We start from the raw sequence: 18,249 nt of genomic DNA, 5'->3' as shown, positions 1-18,249 counted from the left end.
GTCCGGCGCGCTCTGCTTCCTGAAAACGCCGCCCGTACCATTGCCCGCCGTGCGCGCGGGCACGGGAATTGCGCCCCGATTGGCCCCTCTCCACGGGCCGCGATCATGAACGACACCGAGTCCAGCAATCCGCCGGCGGATCGCCCTCACGCCGCAACGTGGCTGCGACGCCTCGGGCCGGGACTCATCACCGGCGCTGCCGACGACGATCCGTCCGGCATCGGCACGTACTCGCAGGCCGGCGCGCAATTCGGGTTCGAACTGCTGTGGTCGCTGCTGCTGACCTATCCGCTGATGACGGCCATCCAGCTCGTCAGCGCGCGCATCGGCCGCGTGACCGGCAAGGGCCTCGCGTCCAACATGCGCACGCACTATCCGCGCTGGCTGCTGTATGCGACCGTCGCACTGCTGCTGATCGCGAACGTGATCAACATCGCGGCCGACCTGTCGGCGATGGGCGCCGCCGTCGACCTGCTGCTGCACGGCCCGCAACAGCTGTACGTCGTCTGTCTGGGCGGCGTGTCGGTGCTGCTGCAGATCTTCGTTCCGTACGAACGCTACGCGCGACTGCTCAAATGGATCGCGCTGGTGCTGCTCGCGTACGTGGCGGTGGCGCTGATCGTGCCCGTGCCCTGGAGCGAAGTCGGTCGCGCCCTCGTGCGGCCGCACGTGCAGCCAAGCGCGGCCTACTTCACGACCGTCGTCGCCGTGCTCGGCACCACGATCAGCCCGTACCTGTTCTTCTGGCAGGCATCGCAGGAAGTCGAGGAACTGGAGGCCGCGCCGCACGCGCACTCGCTGCGCCGCGCGCCGCATCAGGCACCGGCGCAATTGCGCCGCATCAGCGTGGACACGTGGGTCGGCATGGGCGTATCGAATCTGATCGGGTTCTTCATCACGCTGACGGCGGCCGCCACGCTGAACGCGCATCACATCGACGTCAAGACGTCCGCCGATGCCGCACGCGCGCTCGAACCGCTCGCCGGACACTTCGCCTACGTGCTGTTCGCGCTCGGCATCATCGGCACCGGGCTGCTGGCGCTGCCGGTGCTCGCCGGATCCGCTGCGTATGCGGCGGCCGGCACGTTCCGCTGGCGCAACAGCCTCGCGCTCGAGTTCGGCGTCGCACGCGAGTTCTACGCGGTCATCGCGCTGGCGATCGTCGGCGGCATCGCGATCACCTTCATGCATTTCGATCCGATCCGCGCGCTGTACTGGAGCGCCGTGATCAACGGCGTCACGGCCGCGCCGATCATGGTCGTGATGATGCTGATGGCCGGCAGCACGCGCATCATGGGCGAATTTGCGGTGAAAGGCCCGCTGAAATGGGGCGGATGGATCGCGACGTTCGCAATGGCGATCGCCGCGCTCGGCGTGTTCGTGCCGGGCTAGGCCGCGCGCGCTCGGCGCTCGACAGACGACATCAAGACGGAGGGGATCGTGCCCGGGAAGGCCAGAAAAACCGCGCGATCGGCGCTGCCTGCCAGCGACGCGCGCGCGCAGGTTCTCGCGAGCCTGCGCAGCCGCAAGATGGCGCGCTCGATCCACACCTTCACGCGCGGCAGCGCCGAGCGCTTCTATGCGTGGCTCGCGGAGCACCGGTCGGGCGCGGTGCCCGAGGGCCCGGCCGTCTGGATCGGCGGCGACTGCCATCTGGGCAATCTCGGCCCCGTTGCGGACAAAACCGGCGAAGTCGCGGTGCAGATTCGCGATCTCGACCAGAGCGTGATCGGCAACCCGGCGCACGACCTGCTGCGGCTCGGCTTCTCCGTCGCGACCGCGGCGCGCAGCTCCGATCTGCCCGGCATCATCACGTGGCGAATGATCGAAGCGCTGATCACCGGCTACGAGCAGGCGTTCGATCCTCGCCGACGCAACGACGGCGAGGGCGACGCGCGTCCGGCCGCCGTGAAGATCGCGATGAAGGCCGCGTTGCATCGTTCGTGGCGCAAGCTCGATCGGCAGACGATCCGCGATGCCGCGCCGCGCATTCCGCTCGGCAAGCGCTTCTGGCCGCTGTCCGACGACGAGCGCGCCGCGATTCACGCACTGTTCGAATCGGCCTCGGTGTCCCCGATCGGCGCGGCGCTGAGCCCCACCGCGCGCAGCAACGCGAAGATGAAAGTGCTCGACGCCGCGTATTGGGTCAAGGGCTGCAGTTCGCTCGGGCGGCGGCGCTTCGCGGTCATGCTCGATATCGACGACGGCTGTGCGGACGGCCACCCGCCCTGCCTGATCGACATCAAGGAGGCCGCGGCCGCCAAGGCGCCGATGCATCGCGGCGCGCAAATGCCGCGCGATGCGGCCCAGCGCGTGGTCGAAGGTGCGCGCCATCTGTCGCCGATGCTCGGAAGCCGGATGTGCGCGGCGCGCCTCGACGGGCATTCGGTCGTGATTCGCGAACTGATGCCGCAGGATCTGAAGCTCGAAGCGGAACGGCTGTCGGAGGACGATGCGATCGCGGCCGCGCGTTATCTGGCGCGCGTGATCGGCCGCGCGCATGCGGCACAGATGGACGGCGCGACGCAACGGGCATGGCGCGCGGCGCTGCGCAGCCAGCATGCCAAGACTGTCGACGCGCCTTCATGGCTGTGGCGCAGCATCATCGAATTGATGGCCACGCACGAAGAAGCTTATCTCGAACATTGCCGGCGCTACGTGCTCGGCACGACGCTCGGCTGAGCGGACGGCACGCATCGCTCGCGGCCCGCGCGATCAACGGCCGTCGTTCGTGCGAATCACGAGTTCGTCGAAACCGGTGCGCGCGTCCGGTTCGCGGGAGAAGCGATGCTCGGGCAACAGCGCGAGCAATATCTCGGCGGTCGTCCGCACGATGCAGCCGTGCGCGACGTGGCCGCCCGATACGTGGCCGTGCGCGTCCGACACCGACATATGCAGATGCGCGCCGTGCGGCGAGACGGAGCCGGCCAGCGTGAGGATTTCCAGATCGCCGCGCAGTTCGGTCGGCGCGTCGACGCCGGCGAAACGCAACTGCGCGGCGTCGAGACTGCCGATGCCCTGCAGCACGAAGGCCGCGTGCGCGCCGAGCCGCCGCAGCGCGTGCTCGATGGACGCGCGCAGATCGTCGCCGGGGGAAAGACGCAGAGGATGGGCTTGCATCGTCGATACCTGCGAAAGGAAGGCGTCGACCAAGCGTACGTTCGACGCTGCGATCGGGCAAGTGCGCCGCCCGAGTACATACGGCAGCGCATGGGCGCGAGCAGCGGAGCGACGTGACACCGATACGGCGACCGCCGTTCGCCGCGCACGCTCGCGAGTGCGCGAACGCAACGACGCTAGGACCAGGCCCGGACCTTTCGCGTTTCGTGCGGCAAGCCGGCCATCGCGGCCGGCTGCGCTTACGCCTCGAGCGCTTCGAGCACCTTGCCCTTCGTCTCGATCCCGACGAAGTACACGGTAACGGCCGCAATCAGCGGCACCGCGCCGAGCAGATAGAACGCCGGGCTCAGATCGCCGCCAATGATCGCGTGCGGCACGATCATCGGCGCCGCGAACGATGCGATCTTCAGCCACGCGCTGCCGAGCCCGCAGCCCGACGCGCGGATGCTCGTCGGATACTGCTCCGGCGTATAGACGTACGCGGTAATGAAGCCCGACGCCATCAGACCGAGCGACAGCGAGCAGAACGTCGCGACGACGTAGACCGACGATGCGTGATAGATGCCCGCGAGCGCCAGCGACAGTGCGCACAGCACGAACGACCAGACGATCACCGGCTTGCGGCCGAGCTTGTCGACGAGCAGCGCCGACGCGAGCGAACCGAGCACGCCCATCACCGAGCCGATCACCGCGAGATTCAGCGCGAGCTGCAGCGGTGCGTGATAGAAGTTCTTGTAGATGGTCGGCAGCCACGTCGACAGCCCGTACTGGATGAACCCGCAAGTCGCCCACAGCGTCGCGATCGCGAGCGTGCGCTTGCGGTACGCGCGGCTGAACAGGTCGAGCATCCGGCGCTTCGGATGCTGGCGCACCATTTCGTCGAACGCGGCCGTCTGCGTGACGGGCGGCAGCTCGCCGCGCACCGACGTCTCGAACGCGCTCACGGCGCGGTCGGCTTCGGCCAGCCGCCCGCGCGACGCGAGCCAGCGAGGCGACTCGGGCACGACGTGCGTGAGCACGAGCGCCAGCAGCAGCGGCAACCCGCCGACGAAGTACATGATCTCCCAGCCGAAGCGCGGCACGAGCCACGCGCCGAGCGCCATCGACACGAGCAGACCGATCGGGAACACGATCTCGTACAGCAGCACGAAACGGCCGCGGCCATGTGCGCGCGTGATCTCGTTGATGTAGGTCGCGGCGACCGGCAATTCACCGCCGAGCCCGAGCCCCTGCAGGATCCGCAGCAGCACGAATACTTCGAACGTCGGCGCGAAGCCGCAGGCGATACTCGTGATGCCGATCACGGCCGAGCTCCACGCGATCGCCTTCACGCGGCCGTGCTTTTCCGCGAGTGCGGGAAACAGGAATGCGCCGATCAGCTGACCGATCGCGCCCGATGCGATCAGCATGCCGATCTGCGTCGGCGACAAGCCCCACTTGTGAATCAGCAGCGGCAGCGTCGCCGCGATCGTGATCACGTCGAAGCCGTCGAAGAACGTCGCGGTACCGATCAGTATGCGCGCGCGGATTTGCATCGCATTGGCCGGAAGCCGCTCGAGCCGCGCGATGATCGCGCCGGGCGTGGAGGCGGCAGCTTCCATCGCGGCCCGACCGGCCACGACGTTGTCGAAAGTGCTCATGCGGGAACTCTCCTGGATCTCGTGTGGGTCTGGCCGCTCAGGCAAGCGCCTTGGTCGTGTCTGCCAGGGCTTCCCTATCCACTGCCCGGCCCTGGTTCATCCACTTGCGCGCGAGCTTCAGTTCGCGCGCGTTGTTGATGGCGACGACACCTCTCACATGCCCGTCGCCGAGGAAAAACAGCGTTGCGCGGCGCGCGGCGAGATCGCCGCGCACGACGAGCTGCGCATCGGCCGGCAGATCGCCGAGGATCTGCAGGTTCACGTCGTACTGATCGGACCAGAACCAGGGAATCTCGGCGTACGGTGCGCGCACGCCGAGCACCGCCTTCGCGGCCGCGATCGCCTGGTTCTGCGCATTGGCCCACGATTCGAGCCGCACGCGCCGCTTCAGCCAGCCGTTGTGATGATTCGCGACGTCGCCGCACGCGAAGATCGCCGGGTCGCTCGTCGTGCCGAACTCGTCGACGACGATGCCGTCGTCGACGGCCAGCCCTGCGTCGCTCGCCAGCGATGCGTTCAGCGCGAGACCGATGCCGGCCACCGCGAAATCGGCGTCGATCGTCGTGCCGTCGGTGAGCGTCGCGCGCACTTTCGACGCGTCGTCCGGTTGCGCGTCGAGCGATGCGAGCGCAGCACCGAGCCGCACGTCGACGCCGTTCGCGCGATGCAGGTCGCAGAGAAAATCCGACACGATCGGCGGCACCGAGCGGCCGCACAGCCGCGGCGCGCCTTCGACGACGACCGCGTCGACGCCGAGCTTGCGCGCGGTCGCCGCGACTTCGAGGCCGATCCAGCCGCCGCCGATCACGAGCACGCGCCGGCTCGCGCGCAGCTTCTCGCCGAGCGCGGCCGCCTCGTCGAGTGTGCGCAGGTAGTGCAGGTTCGACGTATGGACGACCGCGTCGGGCAGCCGTCGCGACGTGCCGCCGGTCGCGATCACGAGGCGGTCGTATTCGGTCTCGCGACCGCTCGCGGTCTTCACCACGCGCCGCGCGCGGTCGATCGATTCCGCGCGTTCTGGCTGCCAGGCCTCGACGTTCAGTGCGTCGAACTCGTCCGGGCGCACGACGCGCACGGTCTCGATGTCCGCGTCGCCGGCCAGCACGGCCTTCGATAACGGCGGGCGCTCGTACGGCAGATGCGGCTCGTCGGCGATCATCACGAGACGGCCCGCATAGCCTTCCGCGCGCAGCGTCTTCAGTACCCAGCCGGCCGCCTGCCCGCCGCCGATCACGACGATCGTGCGCGGCGCATCGGTGTTCGCGTCGGTCATGATTTGCGCTCCGTCATGAACTTGCCTTCCGGCGCCTTGGCGTCCTTCTGCCGGCGCGTGTTGCCGTCGAGGCCGCCGTCGACCGCCCACTCGGCGAACACGGTCGGGCCCGGCTCGAATTCGCGCGGCTGCCAGTCGGGCGTCAGCACGTCTTCGTCCGCGTAGTACTCGATCAGCCCGCCGGCCGGATTCTGGAAATACCAGAAGTACGCCGACGACACCGGATGACGGCCGGGCCCGAGCTGCGTCTGCCACCCGCAGCGGTCGATGTGCATGCCGCCGCCGAACACCTCGTGGATGTCGCGCACGGTGAACGCGACGTGGTTCAGGCCGCGCTTGCCGTTCGGCAGCGCGAGCAGGAACAGGTCGTGATGGCCGCCGTGCGGCGCGCAGCGCATGAACGCACCGCGGCCCGGATAGCGGTCCGAGGTCTCGAAGCCGAGCAGGTCGTGATAGAAGCGCTCCTGCTCGTCGAGGCAGTTCGTGAAGAACACGACATGCCCGACCTCGACCGGCTCCGCGCGCGCATAGACGGGGCTCGGCTGGTCGACGCGCAGCGCCTTGCCCCATACGTTCGACGGCGAACCGGTGATGTCGAGCGCACGCTTGCGCGTGACCTCGATGCGGATCGCCATCCCGTTCGGATCGATGCAGCCGATTGCATCGTCGTGCGCGTAGTAGCCGGGCTGGCCGGCGAGCTTGCCGCGCAGCGCGCCGAGTTCCGGCTGCGTCGCGACGCCCCACGTGACCTCGCGCAGCGTCGGGCCGCTCTCGAACGCGGGCGGCAGCGCCGGATCGTCGGCCTTCACGACGCGCACCGTACAGCCGTTCATCGTCTCGAAGCGCGCGTGCGTCGCGTCATGCGCGACTTCCTTCAGTCCCCAGTCCGCGAAAAAGCGGCGGCACGTCGCGAGGTCGTCGACGCCGTACGTGATCTGCTCGATACCCAAGATGGTCATTGCGTGATTCCTCTTCGCTCAGTTCGCCCACGGCAGCGGCGCGTCGTTCAAGCCCCAGTACAGGCTCTTCTGCTGCATGTACTCGCGGATCCCGAGGCGGCCCTTCTCGCGGCCCATCCCGCTCTCCTTCCAGCCGGAGAACGGCGTCGAGATCGAGAACAGCTTGTACGTATTGATCCACACGGTGCCCGTCTCGAGCGCGCGCGCGACGCGCCACGCACGCTTGTAGTCGCGCGTCCAGATGCCGGCCGCGAGGCCGAACACGCTGTCGTTCGCCTGCTCGATCAGCGACGCCTCGTCGTCGAACGGCATCGCCACGAGGACGGGCCCGAAGATTTCCTCCTGGCAGATGCGCGCGCGATTCGACAGGCCTTCGAGGATCGTCGGCTGATAGAAGAAACCGTTCTCGCGCCCGTCGCCGGTCGGCCGTTCGCCGCCGCAGAGCAGCCGCCCGCCCTCGTCGAGCCCGAGCGCGACGTAGCGTTCGACCGACTCGCGATGCTTCGCGGTGATCAGCGGCCCCATCTGCGTGTCGGGCCGCGCCGGATCGCCGACGCGCAGCTTGCGCGCGCCGTCGACGAGCCGCTTCATGAACGCGTCGTACACCGAGCGCTGTACGAAGAGCCGCGAGCCCGCGATGCACGCTTCGCCCGACGAGCTGAAGATGCCGTACAGGACGCCGTTGACCGCATGATCGAGATCGGCGTCGTCGAACACGATCGTCGGCGACTTGCCGCCGAGCTCGAGCGACACCGGCATCAGCTTCTCCGCCGCAATGCGGGCGATCCCGCGACCGACCTCGGTGCCGCCCGTAAACGACACCTTCTTCACGAGCGGATGACGCACGAGCACGTCGCCGATCACCGAGCCCTTGCCCGGCAGCACGCTGAGTACGCCCTTCGGCACGCCGGCTTCCTCGCAGATCCGCGCGAGCGCGAGCGAGGCGAGCGGCGTGACTTCGGCCGGCTTCAGCACGACGGCGTTGCCGCCCGCGAGCGCCGGCGCGAGCTTCTGCGCGTCGGACGCGATCGGCGAATTCCACGGCGTGATCGCGGCGATCACACCGATCGGCTCGTAGACGCTCATCGTCAGATAGTCGCCGCGCGACGGCGTCAGCTCTTCGTCCAGCGTTTCGAGGCACGCCGCGTAGTAGCGGAACGTATTCGCGGCGCTCGCGACCAGCACGCGCGTCTCGCCGATCGGCTTGCCGTTGTCGCGGCGCTGCAGATGCGCGAGCGCTTCATGACGCTGCATGATCAGATCGGCGATCCGGTACAGCACGAGCGCGCGCTGATGCGGCTTGAGGCCGGCCCAGTCGGCACGGCGCCACGCGGCGTCGGCCGCGACGATCGCGTCGGCCGCGTCTTCGGCACTGGCGGTCGACACTTCCAGGTTCAGCGACTGATCGGCCGGATAGACGCTCGCATACGGCGCGCCGCGGCCGCGCCGCCATTCGCCGCCGATCAGGATGTCGCCGTTGGGTACGAGGCTCGTATCGAATGGAGTCATTTCACAAATCCCAGGTCTTTCGGTGCGCGCGGCGGCGCGAACGGGTCGGTCGGCCGCATCGTCAGATCACGCAGCGGGCCGCGCGATTGCGCAGCGCGCGGATCGCGCTGAATGCGGTCAGCGCGGACGTCTTCGGGTTGTCGGGCAGCGGCTTGCCGCTCATTTCGAGCGACATCTCGCCGAACGCACCGCGTGCGGTGATGCGGTGCACGTTGCGCGCGACGGCCGGATCGGCGATCAGGCGCACGCGCGTCGCATCGAGGCCGACGCCGGCCAGCGCAACGGTCGCCGCGACGTTCGCGTTCTTCGGATACAGCCGCGCGGCATCGCGCGCGGTGCCTTCGAAGATCACCTTTTCCTCCGTCATCGTGCGCAGGTCGCACAAGGCTTCGGCCGGCGTGCCGAGCCAGCCGAGCGGCGGCTTGCGGCCGACGTACAGCACCTCGTCGAGGCCGCCCTGCCTCGCGGACGCGAGTGCGTCGATTCCGCCGATCGCGCCCGAGAGCAGCGTCAGCGTCGCGTCGCCTTCGTCGGCGGCCTGCGACAGCGCGTCGAGCAGCGCGAGATCGGACAGCGCGCCGATCGACGCCACCGCGCAGTCGGTGCCCGACTTCAGCAACGGCACGACGTGATCGACGAGCGCGCTGTGGCCCGCGCATTCGAGCGCGAACTCGGGGCGGCGGGCCAGCGCGTCGACCGACGACACGACCTCCACCGCGCCGCCGAGATCGCGCTGCACGGCGTCACGCTGATGCTCGGGCACGATCACGTGCGCGACGCGCAGCGACGCGTCGTGCTCGACCGCGCGATAGACGGCCGCGCCGATCGCACCGAAGCCGATCATCGCGACGTCGACGGGCGCATGCCCGTGGTGCGCGTGGCCGTTACGCATACTGGCGCTCCTCCGGCGCTTCCTTCTTCACCGGCGGGCCCGCGAACGCGGAAGCGAACGAGCCGACCGACAGCATGTCGACCTCGACCATCACCGGCCCCTGCTTCGCGAGGCCTTCGCGCACGACCGCTTCGGCCTGGTCGAGCGACGTGATGCGGTAGTGCGTCAGGCCGAAGCTTGCGCAGAACTGCGCGAAATCGGGCTGGTGCAGCTGCACGAAGCAGCGGCGGCCGCCGTAGTGCGCGTCCTGGATGTTGCGGATCACGCCGTAGCACTGATCGTTCATCAGCACGATCATCACGTTCGCGTTTTCCTGCACGGCCGTGACGAGCTCGCCGACGTTCACCATCAGCCCGCCGTCGCCGACCAGGCATACCGTCTTCGCGGCGCTGCCGGCGAGCGCCGCGCCGATCCCCATCTGGATGCCCTGGCCGATGCCGCCGCCGAGCGCATGCACGCCCGCACGCGGCTCGAAGATCTTCAGCAGCCGGTTGCCCCACGTGCTGTTCGAGATCGTCACGTCGCGCACCCAGTTGTAGTCGCGTCCGACCGCATTCTGCAGCGTGTCGACGAGCTGTTTGTACGGCCCGAGTCCCTTCGACACGTCGGCCACAGCCTGTTCGCGCGCGCCGGCCAGATCGACCGCGAACTGCGGATCGACCGACAGCCGGCCTTCGAGACGGTCGGCGAGTTCGGCGAGCACGCGCTTCGAATCGCCGTGCACGAACAGCGCGTTGCGATAGCCGCGGTTGTCGGCGAGCGCATCCGCGTCGATGCGGAACAGCGGCTGCGGCAGTGCGAGCTTGTACTTCAGCGTTTCGTTGCCGCGCAGCCGCGAACCGACGACGACGAGCGCATCGCAGGTCTTGTAGAACGCTTCGACGGCCGCATGCACGTTGAACGCGCCGAGCGTGGCCGGATGATCCTCGGGCAGCACGCCGCGCCCCTGCACGCTGGTGACGACACCGAAGCCGAGCTTCACCAAGCGCTCGACTTCGGCGCGCGCATGCCGCGCGCCGCCGCCGAGCCACAGCAGCGGACGGCGCTTCGAGGCGAGCGCGTCGGCGAGCTTCGCGACGCGCTCGCTGTCGTGCTCGCGCACCGCGACGTGCGCGGGCGCGAGGTCTTCCGGCCATTCGATCTCGGCCGCCTGGATGTCGATCGGAATCTCGACCGACACGGGGCCCGTCGGCGCGGTCTGCGCGATGCGCACCGCTTCGCGGATCGTCGGCAGCACGGTTTCGACGGTCCGCACGCGGAATGCGGCCTTCGAGATCGCGTCGAGCATCGTCAGCTGATCGGGCGCTTCGTGGATATACGCGAGATCCTGATCGAGGTACGGCGTTTCGATCTGCCCGGTGATGTGCAGCAGGGCGGTGCCGGCCGTCAGCGCCTCGACCATCGCGCCGGCCGCATTGCCCGCCGCCGTGCCGGTGCTCGTGAACGCGACGCCGAGGCCGCCCGACACGCGCGCGAGGCCGTCGGCCATGTTGACCGCGCCGGCTTCGCCGCGTGCGCCCACGTAGCGGATGTTGCCGCGCGTGTTGATCGCGTCGAGGATCGGCATGTTGTGGATCGAGATGACACCGAATGCGGTCTTCACGCCGCACTGCTCGAGAAAGGCGGCAATCAGCTCGCCAACCGTGGTTTTTTTAGACATGGCGTGCAAAGCCTCCAGAAACGTCGATATGGCTGCCCGTCGTGTAGGACGACAGATGCGTTGCGAGATAAAAAAGCGCCCAGGCGGCCTCGTCGGGCTTGCCGAAGCGGTTCAGCGGAATGTTCTTCTTGCGCGCGAGCGCGCCGGTCCAGTCTTCCCAGCTTTCGCCGGGCTGCGCCTGCGCCTCGTAGCGGCGGCGCCACTGGCCGGACTCGACGATTCCGATCAGGATCGAGTTCACGCGGATCCGCTGCGGCGCCAGTTCCGTCGCGAGCGACTTCACGAGGCTCAGCACGCCCGCGCGCGCGGACGAGGTCGCGACCATGTGCGGCTCCGGCTGCAGCGCGAGCAGCGAGTTCACGCACGTGATCGTCGGCGCAGGCGCGTCGCGCAGCATCGGCAGGAACGCGCGCGTCGGGCGGATGATGCTGAAGTACTTGAGCTCGAGCTCGTCGCGCCACGCGTCGTCGGTCGTCTCGGCGAACGTCGACACGCGGCCCTGGCCGGCGTTGTTGACCAGCATGTCGGTGCGGCCGAAGCGGTCCGACACGGCCTGCGCGAACGCGCTCACGTCGGCTTCGTCGAGCACGTTGCAGCGCACGGCGAGCAGCGGCGCGCCCGGATACCGTTCGCCGAGCATCGTCTCGGCGCGCGCGAGACGTTCGCCGTCGCGGCCGCAAATCGCGACCGACGCGCCGGCCTGCAAGAACCGTTCGGCCGTCGCGAGGCCGATGCCGGACGAACCGCCCGTCACCACCGCGACCTGCCCGGTCAGATCGATCTGAATCATCGGAGTCCCAAAGCCTTCAAAAACGTGTGTTCGTCGTCCGAGCGGTAATTGAGCCGCCGCGACAGTTCGGCCGCCGCGCGCCGCACCTTGTCGATCAGCCCGTCGGCGATCAGCGTCGCGTCGATCTCCGGGCGCGGCACCGTCACCGTGATGCAGGCGACGATCTTCTGCGTGTCGTTGCGTACCGGCGCGGTGACGACCGAAATGCCGCGCTCGAACGACGAATTGCTGATGCCGTATCCGCGCAGCGCATCCTCGCGGATCATGGTGTACAGCGCGTCGACCGTGTCCGGCGTCGCGTTCGTCATCCGCGGCAGCGTGCCTTCCGGATACAGCGCGCGCAGCTCGTCCAGCGACAGGTCGCCCATCAGCACGTGACCGTGCGTCGTCGCGTGCGCGGGCAGCCGCGTACCGACGTTCACGCGAATCGAACTGAACACGGGCGCCTCGCTCTGCGCCTTCGCAACGAACACGACGTCGCGGCCGTCGCGGATCACGATGTGCGTCGTGAAGCCGGTCGCATCGCGCAGGCTTTCGATCACGGGCAGGCCGAGATCGGTCAGCTCGAGCGAGCTCAGATATTCGAAGCCGAGCCGCAGCACCGCGATGCCGAGCTTGTAGTTGCGGTCCTTGTCGGCGCGCTCGAGAAAGCCGAGCGATTCCAGCGTCTGCAGCAGACGGAATACGGTCGTGCGCGGAATGCCGAGCCGCTTCGACAGCTCCGGCGCTCCGAGTACCGGTTCGCGCGGCGAGAATTCGGCGAGAATCCGCAGCCCGCGCTCGAGGCCGGGCACGACGTAGCTCGCTTCGGCCTTCGCAGGTTCGGCCGCGCTCTGCAACGGTTCGCTCATGCCGCCCTCCGCTCGATGTCGCACTGCCGGCAGAACGCGTCGATCAAGGCCGAATAGACGTCGGGCGCCTCGACGTAGCCCGCGTGGCCGGCCTGCGGAATCACCTGCAGTCCGACGCCGGCGGCCGCCGCGATGCGTTCGCACGCCGCGGGCGGCGTAATCGCGTCGTTCGCGCCCACGGCCACCGCCGTGCGGCCGCGGAACCCGGCGAGATCGGCCGCGAGATCGGCATTGGCGAGCAGATGCGTGGCCTGCGCATAGCCGGCCGGCACGATGCGCGCCATGTTCCAGCGCACCCATGCGCGCGCGTCTTCGGTCGCGAAGCCCGACAGCATGTTGCCGCTGCGCTGCGCGGCGAGCCCGGCAGGCCCGAGTTCCGCGAGCATCGCGAGCCGCGCGTCGCGGCGCGACGCGCGCGTCTCGGCCGGCGCGCTGCCGTAACCGCCGGCCGGCGAAATCAGCAGCAGCCCCGCGATCCGCTCGGGCTTCACGCGCACCATGCCGCCCGCGACGATCGCGCCGAGCGAATGCCCGACGAGCACGCAGCGCGCGATGCCGAGCGCGTCGAGCCACGCGTCGAGCGACGCCGCGTAATCGACGGCCGACGGCGATGCGCCGTGCACCGGCGTCGATGCGCCGTAGCCGGGCGCGTCCCACGCGAGCACGCGGCGCGAAGCGCCGAGCGCGTCGAGCTGGCGCACCCACGACGCGGCGCCCGAGCCGATCCCGTGCAGCAGCACGACGGGCAGCGCGGCGCCGGCATGCTGCGCACCGGCCTCGCGATAACCGATCGTGCCCGCCGCGCCGGCGGCGCAGCGCTGCTCGGGAAACCGCTCGAGCAGCGTGGCGAACGCCGCGGTGCGGTCGCGTTCTCGTTTGTCGACGACACTCATCGCTTCATCCGCTCCGTGTCAGCGCTTGATCTTCGCGAGCGGCGAATCGGGCGGATACGTCGGCGTGATCGGCTTCGGCGAACCGAGCATCACGCACATCAGCGCGTCTTCCTCGCCGATGTTGATCTCCGTGCGATACACGCCGGGCGGCACCGAAATCAGATCGCGCTCGCCAAGAATCGCTTCCCACGTTTCGCCGTCGCGCTCGCAGATCACCTTCATCTTGCCGCGCAGCACGAAGAAGATTTCCTCGACGTCGATGTGAATATGGCTCGGGCCGATGTTGCCGGCCGGGATCACCATCGTCGAGAACGTGAAGTTGCCGGCCGGCACCGTGTTCACGTCCTTCGCGACGCCCGTGCCGCCCGTGCCGACATAGCGCATCTGCGCGCGGCGATACTTCGGGTCGTAGTCGGCCTGGAACTTCAGCGCATCCCAGTCGTAGCGGCGCGTCGCATAGCGCGCGACACGCCCTTCCATCCACTCGCCGAACGTTGCGCCTTCCGGCTGATCCCACGATTTGCGTTCGATATCGGCGTCCGCCATCGTCATCTCCTCAAAGAGTGAAAACCATCAATTCATTACGAAGCCGCCGTTGACCGGCAGCAGTTGACCGGTCACGAAGCGCGCGGCGTCGGACAGCAGGAACAGCACGGGGCCCGTCACGTCGCCCGGCACCTGCGCACGCGTGAGCGCACGGCCCTGCAGGTAATACGCGTGCCGCTCCGCGGGCACGTATGCGGTCGCCTCGACTTCGGTGAGACCCGGCGCGATCGCATTGACCGTCACGCCGTGTGCGCCGAATTCGCGCGCCTGCGCGTGCGTCATCGCGATCACGGCGCCCTTGCTCGCCACGTAGGCGAGCAGCTTCGGCGCACCCCACAGCGCGGTATCCGAGGCGAGGTTCACGATCGCACCGCGGCCCGATTGCGCGAGGTGCGGCAGCGCGGCGTTGCTGACGAGCCAGAGGCCGCGCACGTTCACGTTCATCACCGCGTCCCATGTCGGCACGTCGAGTTCCGTCGACGCCTTGCCGCCCGAGTTCGTGATCGCCGCGTTGTTGATCAGGCCGTCGATGCCGCCGAGCGCCGTGGCGCATTGCGCGACGAATGCGTCGATGCTGGCCGCGTCGGCGAGATCGAGCGCGAAGAAATGCGCGGCATGGCCGCGCTGCGCGAGCGATGCGGCCAGCGCCCGGCCTTCGTCGACGAGCACGTCGCCGAACGCGACTTGCGCGCCCGCGTCGACGAGCGCCGTCACGAACGCGGCGCCGAGTCCGCGCGCGCCGCCCGTCACGACGACGCGCCGCCCGGCGAGCGACACGACCGGTGCGTGCTCAGCCATGCGCGGACTCCGCTGCGGCCTGCGCCGCGCGATGCGCATCGAGCGCCGACAGATGTTCCTGCGCACGCTGGCGCAGCATCCGGCGCACGCGCGTGATGCCGACGTCGTGCTGATACAGATATTCGTGATCGCGCGCGTTCGGCGCGAGGCTTTCGAGGACGTAGCGGTCCTGCTCGAGCACGTCCCAGTGCAGACCTTCGAGGCGGTTGCGGTACATGAAGCGCCACACGTCGCGCTGCCAGCCGCCGACCTTGCGCGTGCGCCAGAAGTAGACCTGGCAGTGGTCGTCGTCGACCGGCGTCGCAAAGCCGATGATCCCGAAGTTGCCTCCGGGGCCGAACTTCTGCTTGTACGGAATCGCGAGGCGCATCCAGAGGCAGCCGGTTTCGCCGAGTTCGACCCAGTCGAAGTTCACGTCGCGCTGGCCGATCTTTTCGAACATCAGCCCCGTCTCGGTCTTGCGCACGCGCATGTCGGCCTGCTTGTCGCCTTCGGCCATCGAGTGCGACGTCGCGTGCAGATACGCGCCATGCATCGGATCCATCACGTTGTCGATCGCGTACTGGTAATTGCACTTCCAGTTCGACATGCAGAGGAAATGCGCGTATTCGTCGGCGACCAGTTCGACCGGCAGATTCAGCGGTGCGGGTTCCGGATGCGCGTCGTCGCCGAACCACAGGAAGATCGCGCCGGCCTTCTCCTCGACCGGATACGACTTCACGCACTTCGTGCCTTCCAGCGGGCAGTTCGCGACCGCCGGCACCTTGTTGACCGTCCCGCTGCCGTCGACTTCGATGCCGTGATACCAGCATGCGACGCTGCCGCCGAGGTTCCAGCCGAGCGACAGACGTGCGCCGCGATGCGGGCAGCGATCTTCGAGCGCGTGGACCTTCCCGTCCTGATCGCGCCACAGCACGATCTGTTCGGACAGGCGCGTAATGCCGACCGGCGCGTTCGATACCTGCCAGCTCGGCGCGACGGGATACCAGTAGTTCTTGATGCCGCGGTCGAGATAGTCACGGACCGGGTCGTGTTGCGATGCGTGTTGTGCGGGGGACGTCATCAGTGTGCTCCGGATGCGGTTGTCTGTCGGTCGCTCGGCGCGCGCGGTCATTCCGCGAGCGACGCCATTTCGGCGCAGAAGCGCTCGGCGGTCCACGGCGCGCCGTCGGGCGTGCGAAAGCCGATCCGGTTCAGGCCCGCGACCACGTCGTCGAGCTCGGTCGCGCCGGCCTCGAACACGCGTTCCAGTGCATCGCCGAGGTCGTTCTCGTACTGGGTGGGTTCGGCCTTGCGCGTCTGCCAGATCCGGTTCTCGACCTGACCGGGGATCTCGATCTGCCCCTTGCCGGCGACGTTGTTCGGCTGCGGCGCCACCCACGGCTTCAGGAACGGGTTGAAGTTCACGCTCGCTTGTTTCATGTCATTCCACCTTGATCTGGATTTCCTCGCCGGCGAGGCGTACCGCGTACTGCTTCAGTGCACGGCCGCCGGGCCCCTTCAGGCATTCGCCCGTCCTGATGTCGAACACGGCTTCGTGCAGCGGGCATTCGACCGTGCCTTCGTCGACGAAACCCTGCGTCAGCAGCGCGTATGCATGCGGGCACACGTTCTCGAGCGCGTACACCTGGTCGCCGACGCGATAGATCCCGATCTCGACACCGTCGGTCCGCTTGAACTCGATCGGCGTGTCTTCCGACAGCGCGCCGGCGTGCCCGGCGCAAACCCATTGTTCAGACATCTCACACCCTTCCTTCTGATCGACTCTCGATTTCTGTTCCATATTAGGAACAGCAGTTTATGGATGGTGATTATAGGAGCGACTTTCGGCGATCAAAATAAAAAGCTGCTCGTCCTAGGGAAAACACCGACTGCCGATTCGACGATCGTGCGAAAGCACGGCCATTTACCGAATTTTTCTTGTGTGACGGGGATTTATCGCGTTCGCGCGCGGAAAGCGAGCCGCCGGTGGCGCGCCACGCGACATGCATCCGCCCCGAAAAATTTATTTTTTTCCGGCATTGTGGCGCCCCTATACTTCATTCCATCAGAGGCACGATGTTCCTTATATGGAACACATGAACCGCCCGTCGGGTGAGGGACTCGCGTGACGGCCGGTCGTCCATGCGCGCAGTACCACCGCCCGTTTTCATTCGGATGGAGAGTCAGGAGATCACATGGTCAAGCATGCGGTAGCAGCAGCGGTCGTCGGGATGGGCGCCGCGTCGGGCGCGTGGGCGCAGAGCAGCGTGGTGCTGTACGGGAGCCTCGATGCGGGCGTCGCGTACGTGAACAACGTCGGCGGCCACGCGAAGTGGGCGATGATCCAGGGCAATACGCAGCCCGATCGCTGGGGGCTGAAGGGCAAGGAAGATCTGGGCGGCGGCCTGTCGGCGATCTTCCAGCTCGAGAACGGCTTCTATACGAACAACGGCCAGTTCGCGACCGCGAACACGATCTGGAATCGCGCCGCCTACGTCGGCCTCAGCTCCGAGCGCCTCGGCACGCTGACGCTCGGCCGCCAGACGCCGCTGATGTTCGACTATCTCGATCCGCTCAGCACCGCCTACCTTGCGATGAGCTGGTTCGCGTTCCACCCCGGCAACATCGACGGGCTCGCCGCGACCGGCAACGTGCCGTACAACAACGCGATCAAGTACCGGTCGCCGAGCTTCGCGGGCTTCTCGGCCGCGGCGACGCTCGCGCTCGGCAATACGACGAACTTCTCGACCGGCAAGTCGGTCGGCGTCGCGCTGAACTATGCGAACGGGCCGTTCAAGGCGGCCGCCGTCTACTCGAGCGAGCACGACCGCTCGGTGCTGATCTCGCAAACCGGCATCGCGTCGTTCCAGGGGCAGAACACGGCGAACGGCTATCTCGCGAACAAGGTCGAGAACATCGGCGCCGGCGCGTCGTATCAGTTCGGCGACTTTCTCGTGCACGGGCTGTACACGCGCACGAAGATGCAGTCGAACGGCTATTCCGACACGTTCCAGAGCTACGATGCGGGCGTCAACTACCGCAGCAGTCCGTTCAACACGATCGCGGGCGGCGCCGCGACGACGACACTCGCCGGCCGCCGCTGGACGCAGGTCGAACTCGGCGACATCTATGCGCTGTCGAAACGCACGCAGCTCTATGCGAACGTGCTGTACGAGCATGCATCGGGCGGCGCGCACGCGGCGTTCTTTACGGCCGGCGTATCGAGCACCGCGAACCAGCTGATCGTGCTCGCGGGGATTCACCACTCGTTCTGACCGGCCGCCGCGTGTCCCGAGGCGGCATCCGTAAACGACGAGAGCGGCCCGCGGGCCGCTC

At 68.0% G+C, this 18,249-nt stretch carries 18 protein-coding genes; 3 read left to right on the top strand and 15 right to left on the bottom strand.

Annotated features, from left to right (window positions below):
• Nucleotides 1-105 precede the first annotated feature (105 nt).
• Nucleotides 106-1,392 (top strand): NRAMP family divalent metal transporter, encoded by a 1,287-nt coding sequence (locus BCR55_RS24995; protein WP_065496373.1) that lies wholly within the window; start codon nucleotides 106-108, stop codon nucleotides 1,390-1,392.
• Nucleotides 1,393-1,440: 48 nt separating this feature from the next.
• On the top strand, nucleotides 1,441-2,682 hold the full coding sequence (locus BCR55_RS24990; RefSeq protein WP_065496371.1) for a DUF2252 family protein: 1,242 nt from the start codon (nucleotides 1,441-1,443) through the stop codon (nucleotides 2,680-2,682).
• Nucleotides 2,683-2,715: 33 nt separating this feature from the next.
• Here BCR55_RS24990 and BCR55_RS24985 read toward each other — a convergent pair whose 3' ends face one another.
• The 15 genes from BCR55_RS24985 to BCR55_RS24915 all read right to left on the bottom strand — a co-directional run bounded on the left by BCR55_RS24985 (nucleotide 2,716) and on the right by BCR55_RS24915 (nucleotide 16,672).
• Nucleotides 2,716-3,120, bottom strand: coding sequence for a PPC domain-containing DNA-binding protein (locus BCR55_RS24985; protein ID WP_053298495.1), 405 nt, complete (start codon nucleotides 3,118-3,120; stop codon nucleotides 2,716-2,718).
• Between the two features lie 239 nt (nucleotides 3,121-3,359).
• On the bottom strand, nucleotides 3,360-4,760 hold the full coding sequence (locus tag BCR55_RS24980; RefSeq protein WP_065496366.1) for an MFS transporter: 1,401 nt from the start codon (nucleotides 4,758-4,760) through the stop codon (nucleotides 3,360-3,362).
• Between the two features lie 37 nt (nucleotides 4,761-4,797).
• Nucleotides 4,798-6,033 (bottom strand): NAD(P)/FAD-dependent oxidoreductase, encoded by a 1,236-nt coding sequence (locus BCR55_RS24975; RefSeq protein ID WP_065496364.1) that lies wholly within the window; start codon nucleotides 6,031-6,033, stop codon nucleotides 4,798-4,800.
• The gene (locus BCR55_RS24970) at nucleotides 6,030-6,992 is read right to left on the bottom strand and encodes a VOC family protein (protein WP_065496361.1); all 963 of its coding nucleotides are present in this window, start codon (nucleotides 6,990-6,992) and stop codon (nucleotides 6,030-6,032) included. The genes BCR55_RS24975 and BCR55_RS24970 overlap by 4 nt, the downstream gene beginning before the upstream one ends.
• An 18-nt stretch (nucleotides 6,993-7,010) precedes the next feature.
• The gene (locus BCR55_RS24965; protein ID WP_006403213.1) at nucleotides 7,011-8,501 is read right to left on the bottom strand and encodes an aldehyde dehydrogenase; all 1,491 of its coding nucleotides are present in this window, start codon (nucleotides 8,499-8,501) and stop codon (nucleotides 7,011-7,013) included.
• A 61-nt stretch (nucleotides 8,502-8,562) separates the two neighbouring features.
• Nucleotides 8,563-9,393: an aspartate dehydrogenase gene (locus BCR55_RS24960; RefSeq protein ID WP_006403212.1), complete on the bottom strand. Its 831-nt coding sequence runs from the start codon at nucleotides 9,391-9,393 to the stop codon at nucleotides 8,563-8,565.
• Nucleotides 9,386-11,053, bottom strand: a complete 1,668-nt coding sequence (locus BCR55_RS24955; RefSeq protein WP_012216808.1) for a thiamine pyrophosphate-binding protein — start codon at nucleotides 11,051-11,053, stop codon at nucleotides 9,386-9,388. The genes BCR55_RS24960 and BCR55_RS24955 overlap by 8 nt, the downstream gene beginning before the upstream one ends.
• Nucleotides 11,046-11,843, bottom strand: coding sequence for an SDR family oxidoreductase (locus BCR55_RS24950; protein WP_006396781.1), 798 nt, complete (start codon nucleotides 11,841-11,843; stop codon nucleotides 11,046-11,048). Before BCR55_RS24950 ends, BCR55_RS24955 begins: the two co-directional genes overlap by 8 nt.
• Nucleotides 11,840-12,694 (bottom strand): IclR family transcriptional regulator, encoded by an 855-nt coding sequence (locus BCR55_RS24945; protein WP_006396780.1) that lies wholly within the window; start codon nucleotides 12,692-12,694, stop codon nucleotides 11,840-11,842. The genes BCR55_RS24950 and BCR55_RS24945 overlap by 4 nt, the downstream gene beginning before the upstream one ends.
• A complete protein-coding gene (locus BCR55_RS24940; RefSeq protein WP_065496359.1) occupies nucleotides 12,691-13,587 on the bottom strand; it encodes an alpha/beta fold hydrolase in 897 nt (298 codons plus the stop codon). The genes BCR55_RS24945 and BCR55_RS24940 overlap by 4 nt, the downstream gene beginning before the upstream one ends.
• A gap of 18 nt (nucleotides 13,588-13,605) precedes the next feature.
• Nucleotides 13,606-14,133 carry a cupin domain-containing protein gene (locus tag BCR55_RS24935; RefSeq protein ID WP_006396778.1) on the bottom strand — a complete coding sequence of 176 codons (528 nt, stop codon included), beginning with the start codon at nucleotides 14,131-14,133 and terminating at the stop codon, nucleotides 13,606-13,608.
• 27 nt (nucleotides 14,134-14,160) lie between these two features.
• Entirely contained in the window at nucleotides 14,161-14,931 is a 771-nt protein-coding gene (locus BCR55_RS24930; protein ID WP_059940455.1) for an SDR family oxidoreductase, read from the bottom strand.
• On the bottom strand, nucleotides 14,924-15,994 hold the full coding sequence (locus tag BCR55_RS24925; protein ID WP_065496357.1) for an aromatic ring-hydroxylating dioxygenase subunit alpha: 1,071 nt from the start codon (nucleotides 15,992-15,994) through the stop codon (nucleotides 14,924-14,926). Before BCR55_RS24925 ends, BCR55_RS24930 begins: the two co-directional genes overlap by 8 nt.
• A 47-nt stretch (nucleotides 15,995-16,041) precedes the next feature.
• A complete protein-coding gene (locus BCR55_RS24920; RefSeq protein ID WP_065496355.1) occupies nucleotides 16,042-16,353 on the bottom strand; it encodes a recombinase-like helix-turn-helix domain-containing protein in 312 nt (103 codons plus the stop codon).
• Between the two features lies 1 nt (nucleotide 16,354).
• Entirely contained in the window at nucleotides 16,355-16,672 is a 318-nt protein-coding gene (locus BCR55_RS24915) for a non-heme iron oxygenase ferredoxin subunit (protein WP_053298416.1), read from the bottom strand.
• A gap of 436 nt (nucleotides 16,673-17,108) precedes the next feature.
• Here BCR55_RS24915 and BCR55_RS24910 point away from each other — a divergent pair, with 436 nt between their 5' ends.
• Nucleotides 17,109-18,188 (top strand): porin, encoded by a 1,080-nt coding sequence (locus tag BCR55_RS24910; RefSeq protein ID WP_006409825.1) that lies wholly within the window; start codon nucleotides 17,109-17,111, stop codon nucleotides 18,186-18,188.
• The last annotated feature ends 61 nt before the right edge of the window (nucleotides 18,189-18,249 follow it).

It is taken from the genome of Burkholderia sp. CCA53, assembly GCF_001685525.1.
GTDB lineage: Bacteria > Pseudomonadota > Gammaproteobacteria > Burkholderiales > Burkholderiaceae > Burkholderia > Burkholderia multivorans.
This window is presented reverse-complemented; position numbering and strand designations above follow the sequence as displayed.

What these genes read in the sequence shown, in the direction of transcription:
- BCR55_RS24995 (WP_065496373.1), top strand. Translation starts at nt 106, where the DNA reads ATGAACGACACCGAGTCCAGCAATCCGCCGGCGGATCGCCCTCACGCC.
- BCR55_RS24985 (WP_053298495.1), bottom strand. Translation starts at nt 3,120, where the DNA reads ATGCAAGCCCATCCTCTGCGTCTTTCCCCCGGCGACGATCTGCGCGCG.
- BCR55_RS24980 (WP_065496366.1), bottom strand. Translation starts at nt 4,760, where the DNA reads ATGAGCACTTTCGACAACGTCGTGGCCGGTCGGGCCGCGATGGAAGCT.
- BCR55_RS24975 (WP_065496364.1), bottom strand. Translation starts at nt 6,033, where the DNA reads ATGACCGACGCGAACACCGATGCGCCGCGCACGATCGTCGTGATCGGC.
- BCR55_RS24970 (WP_065496361.1), bottom strand. Translation starts at nt 6,992, where the DNA reads ATGACCATCTTGGGTATCGAGCAGATCACGTACGGCGTCGACGACCTC.
- BCR55_RS24965 (WP_006403213.1), bottom strand. Translation starts at nt 8,501, where the DNA reads ATGACTCCATTCGATACGAGCCTCGTACCCAACGGCGACATCCTGATC.
- BCR55_RS24960 (WP_006403212.1), bottom strand. Translation starts at nt 9,393, where the DNA reads ATGCGTAACGGCCACGCGCACCACGGGCATGCGCCCGTCGACGTCGCG.
- BCR55_RS24955 (WP_012216808.1), bottom strand. Translation starts at nt 11,053, where the DNA reads ATGTCTAAAAAAACCACGGTTGGCGAGCTGATTGCCGCCTTTCTCGAG.
- BCR55_RS24950 (WP_006396781.1), bottom strand. Translation starts at nt 11,843, where the DNA reads ATGATTCAGATCGATCTGACCGGGCAGGTCGCGGTGGTGACGGGCGGT.
- BCR55_RS24945 (WP_006396780.1), bottom strand. Translation starts at nt 12,694, where the DNA reads ATGAGCGAACCGTTGCAGAGCGCGGCCGAACCTGCGAAGGCCGAAGCG.
- BCR55_RS24940 (WP_065496359.1), bottom strand. Translation starts at nt 13,587, where the DNA reads ATGAGTGTCGTCGACAAACGAGAACGCGACCGCACCGCGGCGTTCGCC.
- BCR55_RS24935 (WP_006396778.1), bottom strand. Translation starts at nt 14,133, where the DNA reads ATGGCGGACGCCGATATCGAACGCAAATCGTGGGATCAGCCGGAAGGC.
- BCR55_RS24930 (WP_059940455.1), bottom strand. Translation starts at nt 14,931, where the DNA reads ATGGCTGAGCACGCACCGGTCGTGTCGCTCGCCGGGCGGCGCGTCGTC.
- BCR55_RS24925 (WP_065496357.1), bottom strand. Translation starts at nt 15,994, where the DNA reads ATGACGTCCCCCGCACAACACGCATCGCAACACGACCCGGTCCGTGAC.
- BCR55_RS24920 (WP_065496355.1), bottom strand. Translation starts at nt 16,353, where the DNA reads ATGAAACAAGCGAGCGTGAACTTCAACCCGTTCCTGAAGCCGTGGGTG.
- BCR55_RS24915 (WP_053298416.1), bottom strand. Translation starts at nt 16,672, where the DNA reads ATGTCTGAACAATGGGTTTGCGCCGGGCACGCCGGCGCGCTGTCGGAA.
- BCR55_RS24910 (WP_006409825.1), top strand. Translation starts at nt 17,109, where the DNA reads ATGGTCAAGCATGCGGTAGCAGCAGCGGTCGTCGGGATGGGCGCCGCG.